Annotated in this window: 10 protein-coding genes; 2 read left to right on the top strand and 8 right to left on the bottom strand. The window is 54.2% G+C overall.

The annotated features are described in order from the left end of the window. Positions 1-71: 71 nt before the first annotated feature. From kdsB to ACYCZJ_RS10140, 6 genes are read right to left on the bottom strand one after another with little or no spacing between them, the layout of a single operon-like run. On the bottom strand, positions 72-827 hold the full coding sequence (gene kdsB / locus ACYCZJ_RS10165) for a 3-deoxy-manno-octulosonate cytidylyltransferase (protein ID WP_461554105.1): 756 nt from the start codon (positions 825-827) through the stop codon (positions 72-74). Beyond that, a complete protein-coding gene (locus ACYCZJ_RS10160) occupies positions 827-1006 on the bottom strand; it encodes a Trm112 family protein (protein ID WP_124706301.1) in 180 nt (59 codons plus the stop codon). The genes kdsB and ACYCZJ_RS10160 overlap by 1 nt, the downstream gene beginning before the upstream one ends. Then, positions 999-2003: a tetraacyldisaccharide 4'-kinase gene (lpxK, locus tag ACYCZJ_RS10155; protein ID WP_461554104.1), complete on the bottom strand. Its 1005-nt coding sequence runs from the start codon at positions 2001-2003 to the stop codon at positions 999-1001. Before lpxK ends, ACYCZJ_RS10160 begins: the two co-directional genes overlap by 8 nt. Then, complete coding sequence (locus ACYCZJ_RS10150) at positions 1997-3115, bottom strand: hypothetical protein (protein ID WP_461554103.1); 1119 nt, start codon at positions 3113-3115, stop codon at positions 1997-1999. The genes lpxK and ACYCZJ_RS10150 overlap by 7 nt, the downstream gene beginning before the upstream one ends. 45 nt (positions 3116-3160) lie before the next feature. Beyond that, a complete protein-coding gene (locus ACYCZJ_RS10145) occupies positions 3161-3583 on the bottom strand; it encodes an ExbD/TolR family protein (protein ID WP_461554102.1) in 423 nt (140 codons plus the stop codon). Further along, positions 3580-4185, bottom strand: coding sequence for a MotA/TolQ/ExbB proton channel family protein (locus ACYCZJ_RS10140; protein ID WP_461554101.1), 606 nt, complete (start codon positions 4183-4185; stop codon positions 3580-3582). The genes ACYCZJ_RS10145 and ACYCZJ_RS10140 overlap by 4 nt, the downstream gene beginning before the upstream one ends. A 394-nt stretch (positions 4186-4579) precedes the next feature. Here ACYCZJ_RS10140 and xseA point away from each other — a divergent pair, with 394 nt between their 5' ends. Together xseA and ACYCZJ_RS10130 are read left to right on the top strand one after the other, a co-directional pair. After that, the gene (gene xseA, locus ACYCZJ_RS10135; protein ID WP_461554100.1) at positions 4580-5923 is read left to right on the top strand and encodes an exodeoxyribonuclease VII large subunit; all 1344 of its coding nucleotides are present in this window, start codon (positions 4580-4582) and stop codon (positions 5921-5923) included. A gap of 99 nt (positions 5924-6022) precedes the next feature. Then, positions 6023-9907: a DUF1631 family protein gene (locus ACYCZJ_RS10130; protein ID WP_461554099.1), complete on the top strand. Its 3885-nt coding sequence runs from the start codon at positions 6023-6025 to the stop codon at positions 9905-9907. 12 nt (positions 9908-9919) lie between these two features. Here ACYCZJ_RS10130 and miaA read toward each other — a convergent pair whose 3' ends face one another. Further along, the gene (miaA, locus tag ACYCZJ_RS10125; RefSeq protein ID WP_461554157.1) at positions 9920-10828 is read right to left on the bottom strand and encodes a tRNA (adenosine(37)-N6)-dimethylallyltransferase MiaA; all 909 of its coding nucleotides are present in this window, start codon (positions 10826-10828) and stop codon (positions 9920-9922) included. A 26-nt stretch (positions 10829-10854) separates the two neighbouring features. Beyond that, positions 10855-11838, bottom strand: coding sequence for an integron integrase (locus ACYCZJ_RS10120; RefSeq protein WP_461554098.1), 984 nt, complete (start codon positions 11836-11838; stop codon positions 10855-10857). Positions 11839-12110 lie beyond the last annotated feature (272 nt).

The raw sequence follows: 12110 nt of genomic DNA, 5'->3' as shown, positions 1-12110 counted from the left end.
AGCCCAAGAGGTTATGGGATGCAAGGCTGTTTTGAACAGTCAATTTTTTTTATTCAAACATAAAAGCAGTTTCAAACCCATAGCTGGCGCACCATTGCGAGGTCTTCAGCGGTATCTACGCCGGGCTGCGCAGGTAATTCGCTCACCGCCACGCTGATTTTATAACCATGCCACAATACACGTAATTGTTCGAGCGATTCAAAGCGTTCTATGGGCGCCGGGGCAAGCCCGGCATATTGGCGCAAAAAACCAGCCCGATAGGCATACAGCCCGATATGGCGAAACACTGGCAGGCCGTCCGGCAAGCTTTGTCCCGCCGCAAAAGCATCGCGCGGCCACGGAATCGGCGCACGGCTGAAATACAGCGCGTAGCCTTCAGCGTCCATGACCAGCTTGACCACGTTGGGATTAGTCAATGTCGCGTAATCATGAATCGCATGGCAGGCAGTGGCCATCACCGCCTCCGGGTGCAACCGCAACTCGCGCGCCACGGCATGAATCAGCACCGGATCAATCAATGGCTCATCACCCTGTACGTTGACGACGATGGTGTCATCATCCAGGGACAGCATGTCCATCACTTCCGCCAGACGATCCGTGCCGGACGCATGATGAGTCGCGGTCAGCAAGGCCTGATAGCCGTGTTCCTTAACCGCTGTGATGATGCGCTCATCGTCTGCCGCCACCCATACTGCGCTCGCACCACTCAGTTGCGCCCGTTCCGCCACCCGCACCACCATCGGCTTACCCGCAATATCGGCCAGGGACTTGGCGGGCAAGCGCGTAGAGGCATAACGTGCGGGAATGACGACGATAAAATCCGACATCAGACTTCTTCGGTTTCCGCCAGTCTGCGTGCCTCGCCTTCCAGCATCACTGGAATATCGTCACGGATCGGGAAAGCCAGGCGATCGGGCTTGCAGATCAGTTCCTGCTCGTTTTTTTTATACACCAGCGGACCCTTGCACAGGGGGCAGACAAGAATATCCAGCAGTTTGCTATCCATGGCGTTTTCCTAGTTTGGTCAGCACAAACCCGATCAGATCGGGTTGTATGGACGCCTGCACCGGCAGCGCCCACATATTTTGAGTTGCGAATGCGCTACATTTTACCGCATCTTTACTGGTCATCAGTATCTGGCCCGGATAGGCCAGATCGCTGGCTCGATAGACATAATGATCAGGGAAAGCATGATTCTGCGCGCTGATACCCAAGGCTGCGATCTGCTCGAAAAACCGCTGCGGACGGCCAATGCCGGCAATGGCATGGATTGCTTGTCCGGCCAGATCAGCAGCGCACGCAGTTCGTGATGGATCTGCGAGGTTCACAAAATTTTCACCCTGCATGTGCATCGAATAAACGGGTAGCGTTACGGGCAAATCCAGCAGCGCCGTCACGGGCTGGTTGACCACAATGGCATCCACATTACTTAACCGGCTTACTGGTTCACGCAGCGGACCGGCTGGTTGCAAGCGGCCATTGCCAAATCCCTGCACCCCATCCACCACGGCGATTTCCACATCGCGCGCCAGTCGATAATGCTGCAAGCCATCGTCGGAAATCAGTACATTCACTTGAGGATGGGCAATCAGCAAGGCGCGTCCCACTGCTGGGCGGTCGCGTCCCACCCATACCGGGCAACCGAGCAATCCAGCCAGAAAAACCGGTTCATCGCCTACATGCGCTGCATCACTGCTTATCCCTACCTGCTGGGGAATATGGGTACTCCCGCCATAGCCGCGACTGATCACGCCGGGATGCCAGCCGCGCGCAATCAACTCCTGCGCCAGCCAGGCAACCAACGGGGTCTTTCCGGTACCGCCGGCACTGATGTTGCCGATCACAATCACCGGTACAGGCAGTATTTTGACACGCAGCAAGCCACGCCGATAAAGCGCTCTGCGTAGACCTGACACCAAACCGAATACCCAACTCAACGGGATCAGCAACGCGTGCCAGAGCGTGGTGCCCTGCCACTGCCGCGTGATCCAGCGACTCACCATTCGAATACCCGTTCCACCAGCTCCCGGCTTACAGCTTCTGCCTGTCGCCGTTCCTGCCAGAACAGGCGTCGCGCGGCGTCAGCCTGGTTACGGGCGGCAATCGGGGCAGCCCGGTAGCCCAACCATAGCGCGGGGACATCCGTCGTTTCCGTGACAGCTTGTGCCAATGCGGCTTTGGGCAGTTCCATTCCCGGGGCACGCGATAATGCCGCCCCTCCTGCCATTGCCTGCCACAATACCGTCGCATCAAATCGCGCCAGATGAGCCGCCGTGACCGCGGCTGCAATCCCCGGCAACCACTTGTGATCATCTACCCATAGCACACTGCCATCTGCGGGCGGTTCGCGGTTCCAGCCGCTCATGGAAATCACCTCGGCTTGCGGGCGCTCGCCACTGACAAACAACACATCCTGAGGGGCTTGCCGGAACAACGCCTGTGCCAGTTCATCGGCTGCGCCGGGGCTGGCGCCATGCAACCACCACAAATGGCGATCGGCATTGCCATTGACCAGTGATTTAAAATTGGGATCGACTTGAGCCTCGGCCAGAATGGCCTTCATATCGGCGATGGGCGCCAGGTTTTCCTGGATTGCCGCCGCCTCATTGCTCGCGTAAATGCGTTCATAGGCAAGATCGATTGCAGCAGGGGGGTCGATTCCCAGCAGGTGGGCTCTGCCAGCCAGTTTTGCCAGCAAATTCGGGCGTGGCATCGTACCCACCAAGATCACCCCGAATGGCTCGAAACGCTCGAATACCCGCGCAATTGCCGCAGGATGATCACACGGTGCATAGCCCCATCCGGTCTTGTCGCAATCATCCAGAAACGCCAGGAATTCCGGATATTCATGCTCATAAGTCAGCACCAGACGAATGTCCAGACGCCGCGCCCGAATGGCCCGCAATAGCTCTACTGCGAGACGTACGCTATCGCGTCCCGGTCCCGCCATGATCCAAACCACTTTGCCGCGCTCACCCATCGGTTTTAACCAGCCCCAGCGTGCGGCGACACGATGCATCAGCGCGTTTTTGCGGTCGTGCCGATCGGCCAGCCACAGGCCAAGCCGATGACTACCAAATGGGTCTCTCCAGGATTTGGCTGAGGGATGATTCATGCGCATTGAAAAACATCGACTGGCTGACTTGACCAGCCAGAGTAATTAATGGTTCTGGCCTCGTTGCGTAGCGAAGGTGACGCGCACCATACCCGCTTCACGCGCGGCTTCCATCACGTTGATCACCGATTGATAGTTGGCTTTCGCATCGGCATTGATCACAATTACTGGCGCATTTGCATCGCCTGCCGCTTTTTTAAGGGCAGCGGACAAAGTCGCGATGTTGGAAAAATTCACGGTGCTATCGTTGATCTGGTAATTTCCCGCAGCATCCACGGCCACATTGATTTGAGCAGGCTTTTCCTTGGTCGGCTCACCCGCTGCCTGCGGCAGATTGATTTGCAGCTCCGAAAATTTTGCGTAGGTGGTGGTCACCATCAAAAAAATCAAAATCACCAGCAGCACATCAATCATCGGAATCAAATTGATTTCCGGTTCATCCCGATGCTGACCGCGCTGAAAATTCATGTCCGATCACCATGCACCATTTCCACCAGCTTGATGGCCTGCTGCTCCATCTCGATCACCAGTGCTTCGACACGGGTGCGAAAAAAGCGGTAGAAAATCATGCTGGGTATGGCAACAATCAATCCGAAGGCCGTGTTATATAACGCGACCGAGATACCATGTGCCAGCACGGCCGGATTGCCGCCTGACGGCGTTTGCGCACCAAAAATTTCCACCATGCCGATCACGGTGCCGAGCAGGCCCAGCAACGGCGCAATCGAAGCAATGGTGCCCAGGGCAGTAAGAAAACGCTCCAGATCGTGGGCTGCTCCGCGACCGGCTTCTTCAATGGATTCTTTCATGACTTCACGCGGAGCTTTTGCGTTGCGCAGGCCCGCGCCTAAAATTTGCGCCAAATGCGAACCCATGGACAATCGTTCCAGCATTTCCGCTGTCACACCATGTTTGCGGTACTCCTGCATTACACCCTCGAGCAGGCCGCGCGGTGCAACTTCTTTATGACGCAAGGAAATGAAACGCTCGATGACAATGGCAAGCGTCAGCACAGAGGCTAAAATCAGCGGCCAGATCGGCCAACCGGCTGCTTCAATAATGGCTAACACGCATGAACTCCCGGATATCGAAAACGTCCGTCACTTTAGCTTGGCGAGCCCATTTCGGCAAGGGTCGTCGCATAATGTTGCAAACCTGGCATTTCATGTTTTACTTGTTTAGCGCATATTGTTCATAATACGGCTGTAATGAGAATGCTAACTTACCTAGCCACAAGCATTTTTTCAAGTTGCCCACAAAAGCTGTGGATAACTTTGTGGGTAACATGTTCAGGTCGGCCCTAAGTAGCCAGCAGATAAAGAAATTTTATACAGCGATGTATTTTTAATCGAAATATTTTCATTTAAAAACATTGACTTAATAAAAATGCGTATTGCATCAATCTCCTAAGGCCAAACCTCATGTTAAATTTCTGTGACTGTGGAAGAACTTCTTGACAAAAACATGATCGCCCTCCCTTTATCGCCACTCGTTCCGCCGCTTAGTGTCAGCGCGCTCAATCGTCTGGCACGTGAAATGCTGGAACAAACCTTACCGCTGACCTGGGTGGCAGGTGAAATTTCCAACCTCACGCGAGCAGTCTCGGGGCACTGGTATTTTTCACTCAAAGATGCCAGCGCCCAGGTGCGCTGCGTGATGTTTCGCGGACGCAATCAATTTATTGACTGGCAACCCGAGAACGGGATGCAGGTTGAAGTACGTGCGACCCCGACACTATATGAAGCGCGTGGTGAGTTTCAGCTGCAGGTGGATACATTGCGCCGTGCCGGCATGGGCGCATTGTTCGAGGCATTCGAACAACTTAAAACCAGGCTGGCACAGGAAGGTCTGTTTGATTCGGCGCGCAAACGGGTGCTGCCCAGGTTTCCACAACGCATCGGCATTGTCACCTCACTCCAGGCAGCAGCATTGCACGATGTGCTCACAACGCTCAAACGGCGTATGCCAGGTTTGCCGGTGGTGTTATATCCGGCAACAGTACAGGGCGTCGAGGCCAAGATACAGATCGTCACTGCACTGCAAAACGCTTATCGCCGGGCCGAATGCGATGTACTGATTTTGTGCCGGGGCGGCGGCAGCATTGAAGACATGTGGCCATTTAACGAAGAAATCGTAGCGCGCACCATTATCGCCAGCCCCATCCCCATTGTGTGCGGTATCGGCCACGAAACAGATTTCACCATCGCCGATTTCGCCGCCGACCTGCGTGCCCCTACCCCCACGGCAGCAGCGGAATTGGCCAGCCCTGACCGTATCGAGCTGAGCCGCAAGTTGCAGTCAATGCACGTCCAACTGCTGCGCATGGCGCAGCGCAGGCTGAATACCCATCACCAGCAGCTGGATTACCTCTCACGCCGGCTCATCGATCCGGCGCGAAGACTGGAGGCACACCAAACAGCCCTGGGCAATCTCGGACAACGTTTGCATCATGCCACCCTCGCCGTCCTGGAACGGCTCAACTGGCAACATCGCAATCTTGTCCGGCAACTGCACCAGGCCGCTCCCGATTTCGCCAGCCGGCAAATTTCCCTTACGGCCCATGCAACCGGTTTGGTACGTGCCATGCACTTGCATCTCGCCCAAACCCGTCAACATGCCGGTCGTCTTGCCAGTCATTTGGCTCACCTCAATCCTGAAGCCGTGCTTAGCCGTGGCTATGCCATTGTGCAGAACGCTCAAGGCGGCATTGTGAGTGGCAACGACCAGATCCACATTGGCGAATTACTGAGTGTCCGGCTTGCGCGTGGCAGCACCAATGTAAAAGTTATTGATAAATCCGGATCATAAAATACCCGCCCGCGCGAATAAAAAATGAAAATTCAGTGACTGTGTACTAAAAAAAAGTTAATTTAAGCCACGGGCTATTTAATCCTCGGTACGGAATATATGAATCGATCTGCTGAAAGACGCCAATACAAGCGATTCTGGGTACTGCAACCCGCCGTTATTAAAAACAGTGCGGGTGGGATATTTCAATGTGAAATCAACGATTTTTGCAACAAGGGAATCCTGATCACCCTGACCGGCCCGAAGGCATATTCCGCTTCAGTTGCAGAATTGCAGGATCAGCCTGTCATTATAGAGTTCCGCCCTGATTTTCCCGGCATGGACATGCATCGACTGATGGGCCAAGTCGTACGCACCACCAAAAACACGCTGGGTATCGCCATAGAAAATTTTTCAGCGGACACCTTCAGATATCTTGTTCACGTAGCGCAAACAAACACCACATCTCCCCTGCAGAATACAAATACCGCCTCAATCCATTCCCAACAGGAGGCTGACACAGCCAAAGCACGCTGCCATGAACACTTTATCGTTTTCATCAACCAGGTAATCCAGCATTTCTATGCCCATGTGGATCGCAGTCTCATTCAGACTGCCAACATGACCAAGGATTACATGGAGAGCCGCTTCATCCGCACCCTTTATCCATTACTGACCGAGCGCCGGGCAGAAATCGAGCAGCCGTTTTTGCGTGCGTCCTATCTCAAGCAGATTTTTGATCAAAATCCGGCTTCATCTGATCCGCCCGAAAGCCACTCGCTATCCCTAGTTGATATTGGCGAATTCGAAGACTGGCTGAATCTGTCGCAGATAATCAATGAACTCAGGTTTGAACATCAGTTCGCCATCGAAAACTTCGAAATCCGTTATCAAGTTCTGGCAACAGGTGCAACGACCGAACACGGCAATCCGTATGGACCCTATTTTATTTTTCAGACTTTCCGAAAAGCCATAACGGGTATCAAGCTGAGCAATGCACCCCGTGCCACGCTATATAAAACATTTGGTGAATCACTGTCCCTGTTTTTCGATGAGTTTTATCAGAACCTGAACGAAACCGTTGCATTCATCCCTTTAAGCAGAAATCGAAAAAACAATACGGAACCGGGCCGCCGGTCCGCCCGGCAGGTCGAGGACCCCGCTATTCCATCCAATCATGAGCAGCCGCCGGTATCCGACCCCGGCAGTGGAATGCAATCTCGATATTCACCTCCTGATGCTTCCAGCAATGAACAGCAGGACTACAAGCTGGATAGCCTGCTGCAATACCTGGGCAACCACCAATCGGAATTCAAGGTACCGATCGATCCTTCTGCCGTCGGCGGACATCCGGGATACGCGAATATACCCGCCTCACGGTCAAACAGCCTGATACCTGCAATGAACAGCCTGTTTAACGCAGCACAAAACATCCATGAATACGGCCTTCAATCAGGTACACAACCCTCCGCTGGCACCAATTTTGTTGAGGATGGCAATAACCTGAAAAGAATTCTTGAAGTGCTGGATAACGTTCGCTTCAGTCAAGTCGCCGGCACAGGGCAGGATGACCATATTTCCATCAGGCATCGGTTAAGCACCGAGTTCCCCCAGCTCGACGACAGCGCCAATCACCGCGATAAAAATTTTCAGGCCATCCAGCTTTTTGATTCGCTCCTCAGCCAACCGCTGACAGAAGACACGCAAGGTTCCGATATTCGCAACCTGCTCAAGAAACTCGAAATGCCGCTGTTACGGCTGGCGTTGCTGGATAATAAATTCCTGGAATCCGATGCGCACCCTGCCCGTCATACGGTAAATCTGTTCGAGCGCTACTATGTGGCCGCCGATGATTCCGGGAAGATTTTTGACCTTAAATTACTCAATCTCATGCATCAACTGGCTGACCGGGTGGTGGACAATTTCGAGACCAGTCCCGCCGTATTCGATGAAGTCAACGCGATATTGACAAACCTGCTCAAACCTGTCGAAAACATCAGGCAGAAAAATGTGCGCAGGATCCAGTTGATCAGCGAAGGTGGTGAAAAAATTTACCAGGTTCGGGATCAGGTTGAACAGGCGATATGTTCGCTCTACGGCGGTAAAAAAATACCTAAAATCATTCTGGCTTTGCTGGATACGGGCTGGCGCCATTATCTTCAGTTGACTTCATTGCGCGAGGGGCCGGACTGCGCGGAACATCAGCGCGCGCTGTCGCTGCTGGAAGACCTGCTCGAATTACTGGTGCCTGAAACCGCCGGCACAGAAATCGACGCGAAAAAAATCTTGTCGCTCACTACCTACGTTTCAGACAAATTGAAAGACACCTTGTTCGATGAAACCACCGTAGATGAAATCACGCAAAGTTTGTTGATGCATCTGCAGCGGAAAATGCCGATCGAATTCCAGTTCTACCCGGACCAGACGGACACATCAGGCAAGCGTCATCAGGAAAATCCTGAAACACACTCGTTACGCAAAGGCGACTGGTTAAATTTAACGCACCAAGGTATTTCGGTACCTCACCAGCTGATCTGGTCCAATATTTCACAGACCCGATTTGTTTTTACCAATCGCTCCGCCACCAAAAAACGTCAATTTGAACAGCACGATCTTGCGCTGGCGATCAAAAACGGATCGGCGTCCAAAATACCCTCGCTTGATACCCCATTCATGGAGCGAACTGCGCACAAAGTGATGCTCGGTGCCTACGAACGGATCCATCATCAGGCAACGCACGATCCGGAAACCGGCCTGCTGAATCGCAAGGGCCTGATGAACCAGCTTGAGAAAGCCATCGTTGCCGGCATCGTGGAGAACCGGCAGGATATCCTGTGCCTGATGATGTTCGACCAGCTCAAGGCCATTTACCAAAGCTGTGATCAGACCGAAGCCGAGGCATCGTTGCTAATCATGGTTGGGTCTTTAAGCAATGAGCTCCAGCCCGGTGACCTGTTTTCACGCCTGGGCGAAGATACATTCGCAGTCATGTTCAAGGGGCGCACCCGGGATAATGCCTATGTGGCCGCGCAAAACATGATTTCCAGGATCAGGGAGCATCGCATTACATGCCAGAATAAAAGCTTTGTGCTGGGAGTGAGCGCCGGCATTGCGGAACTGACCGCCGATATCGATTCCCCCTCCACACTGATGAGAAATGCGGGATCCGCTTGTGTTGCAGCCAAATCCATGGGATCAAACACGGCCCAGCGCTATGAAACCAGCAGCTCGCAAATCAAGTCCGACCAGGCGCTGTTCGAGTGGGCCGGCATTATAGACAAAGCGCTCGATGAAGATTTACTGTATTTGCGTTGTCAGAAAATTCATCCCGTTGTTTCCGTGAATGGCGCATTACCCCACTATGAAATCCTGCTCGGCCTGGACGAGAGTCTGGGAATACAACCATTTGACTTCATTCGTGCCGCCGAACGCTGGAAACGCAGTCCGGATATCGATCTTTGGGTATTGCGCAACAGCTTTCAATGGATCAGGGAAAACGCCGCGCAGCTCGGCCCCCTGAATGGTTTCTCGATCAATCTGTCGGGGTTGTCGCTGGTGAATGATAACGTACTCGATTTCATCCGCGATGCACTTGACAAAAACGACCTCCCCACAGACAAAATCATTTTCGAAGTCACCGAAAGCGCGGCAATTGAACGACTCGATGCCGCGCAGGATTTCATCGAAAAAATCAAAGCCTACGGCTGCCGGTTCTCACTGGATGACTTCGGCAGCGGCTACTCTTCCTTCGCCTATCTGAAGAACCTGAAAGTAAATTACCTGAAAATAGACGGGGCATTTGTCCGCGACATGCTGAAAGACCCGGCTGATTTTGCCATGGTCAAATCCATGCATGAAGTGGGACATTCGCTTGGCCTGCTCACCATTGCCGAGTATGTGGAAAACGGCGCCATTCTCGCCAAACTCAGAGAAATCGGTATCGATTACGCACAAGGTTACGGGATTGAAAAACCCTTGCGTTTACGCCAGCTATTTCCGGCCTAAACCTTGTCTGCACTAGTTGCCGAACGCATCAGCCACCATCGATAACACGCGCTCACCAACATCATCAGCACAGGGCTCAACGCGGATGATGTCCTGCATGCCGCGCAACCACGTCAGTTGACGTTTGGCCAATTGACGGGTGGCGAAAACGCCGCGATCGCGCATCTCATCCCAGCCATATCCGGATTCCAGATATTCCCACACCTGCCGGTAGCCTACGCAGCGCATGGATGGCATGGTCACAGTCAGCGGGTATTTTTCACGTAAATGGCGCACTTCATCCACCAACCCGGCGCCCAGCATGGCATCAAAACGCTGTGCAATCCTTTCATGCAACTGTGCGCGGTCTGCGGGCACCAGGGCAATCGATAACAAACTGTAGGGCAATGCTGCCGCGCGCCCGGCACGCCAATAATCCGACATCGGTCTGCCGGTCAACCGCACCACCTCCAGTGCCCGCTGGATACGCTGCGTATCGGTGGGCTGCAGGCGCGCCCCGGCTTCCGGATCAAGTCGTGCCAGCTCAGCATGCAGAGCGGGCCAACCGTGAAGCGCCGCTTCGGCCTCGATGACTGCGCGCAAGGCCGCATCCGCCTGTGGTAGATGAGTCAGCCCATCGCGCAGCGCCTTGAAATACAGCATGGTGCCGCCTACCAGCAGCGGCACCCGTCCGCGCGCCGTGATGTCCGCCATCAAGGCCAGCGCATCGTCGCGAAAACGCGCAGCAGAATACACCCCGGTCGGGTCGATCAAATCGATCAAATGATGTGGTGCAGCTGCGAGCGTGGCCGCATCCGGCTTGGCCGTGCCGATGTCCATATCGCGGTACACCAGCGCCGAATCCACGCTGATGATCTCTACCGGCAATCGCTGCGCCAGTTCCACCGCCAGCCCGGTTTTGCCGGAAGCGGTCGGCCCCATCAGGAAAATCGCCGGTGGCAGCGCTGTCACAGCGCATCCAGCGGGCTGGCCACACCGCGCCCGCCCTTGTTCAGCACATGCGTGTAGATCATCGTGGTCTGTACATCCTTGTGGCCGAGCAGTTCCTGCACGGTGCGGATGTCATAGCCCGCCTGGAGCAGATGCGTGGCGAACGAATGGCGCAGCACATGCGGGGTCACCGGCTTGTGAATGCCCGCCAATTTTGCCGCTTCGCGCACCGCCCGCTGCACGCTTGCCTCATACATATGGTGGCGGCGCTCAATACCCGAGCGCGGGTCGGTCGAGCGTACCGTGGAGGGAAACACAAACTGCCAGCCCCAGGCCTTGGCCGCCTTCGGGTATTTCAGTGCCAGCGCATTCGGCAGATAAACTTCGCCAAAGCCCGCTTCCAGATCGCGCTCGTGCAAAGCCTTTACTTTTTCCAGGTGCGCTTTCAACGGCAAGATCAGGTTTTCCGGCAATACGGTCACCCGGTCCTTGTTACCCTTGCCCTCGCGCACAATGATTTCGCGACGGGTAAATTCCACATCCTTCACCCGCAGCCGCAAGCCCTCCAGCAGGCGCATCCCCGTGCCATACAGCAGGCTGGCCACCACACCCATCGTGCCGGACATCGCATGCAGCAGGTGACGGGTCTCCGTTTGCGTCAAAACCACCGGCAGGCGCTTGGACATCTTGGCGGCAATCACCTCATCCAGCCAGGGCAACTGGATATGCAATACGTCGCGGTACAGAAACAGCAACGCCGACTTGGCCTGATTTTGCGTCGAAGCGGCCACATTCCGATCCACGGCGAGATGACTTAAAAAATCCCGCACCTCTGCTGCACCCAATTCCTTCGGGTGGCGCTTGTTGTTAAATAAAATAAAACGCCGCGCCCAATCGACATAAGTCTCTTCGGTGCGGATACTGTAATGGCGCACCCGAATCTCGGCCCGCATCCGGTCGAGCAGTTTCGGGGACTCTTGAGAAACGACATTAACTTTCATCTGCGAAATTTTAGGTCGCCCTAAAAGTAAAATCCAGTCCTATTGTTATACAACAATATGTATTGCAATAAAACAATGTCCGATCTTGACAAGGCGGTGGAATATAGGCGACATTCCTATATCATGAATATGTTTTCTATATTACGTTGAACTAAACCGCTATCGCGGTGGCTCCCGAACCCACCGACCCTCTCCGCACACCTGCTGCACCTGACGTAAAAATCTCCGATCCTTGATCGCGGGGGATGTCCCCGACACACTCAAGGAGACGA

The organism is Sulfuriferula sp., assembly GCF_054605375.1.
Note: the sequence above shows the minus strand (reverse complement) of the source record. Positions and strands in the feature narration are given on the sequence as shown.

What these genes read in the sequence shown, in the direction of transcription:
- kdsB (WP_461554105.1), bottom strand. Translation starts at nt 827, where the DNA reads ATGTCGGATTTTATCGTCGTCATTCCCGCACGTTATGCCTCTACGCGC.
- ACYCZJ_RS10130 (WP_461554099.1), top strand. Translation starts at nt 6,023, where the DNA reads ATGAATCGATCTGCTGAAAGACGCCAATACAAGCGATTCTGGGTACTG.
- miaA (WP_461554157.1), bottom strand. Translation starts at nt 10,828, where the DNA reads ATGGGGCCGACCGCTTCCGGCAAAACCGGGCTGGCGGTGGAACTGGCG.
- lpxK (WP_461554104.1), bottom strand. Translation starts at nt 2,003, where the DNA reads ATGGTGAGTCGCTGGATCACGCGGCAGTGGCAGGGCACCACGCTCTGG.
- ACYCZJ_RS10120 (WP_461554098.1), bottom strand. Translation starts at nt 11,838, where the DNA reads ATGAAAGTTAATGTCGTTTCTCAAGAGTCCCCGAAACTGCTCGACCGG.
- ACYCZJ_RS10160 (WP_124706301.1), bottom strand. Translation starts at nt 1,006, where the DNA reads ATGGATAGCAAACTGCTGGATATTCTTGTCTGCCCCCTGTGCAAGGGT.
- ACYCZJ_RS10145 (WP_461554102.1), bottom strand. Translation starts at nt 3,583, where the DNA reads ATGAATTTTCAGCGCGGTCAGCATCGGGATGAACCGGAAATCAATTTG.
- xseA (WP_461554100.1), top strand. Translation starts at nt 4,580, where the DNA reads ATGATCGCCCTCCCTTTATCGCCACTCGTTCCGCCGCTTAGTGTCAGC.
- ACYCZJ_RS10150 (WP_461554103.1), bottom strand. Translation starts at nt 3,115, where the DNA reads ATGAATCATCCCTCAGCCAAATCCTGGAGAGACCCATTTGGTAGTCAT.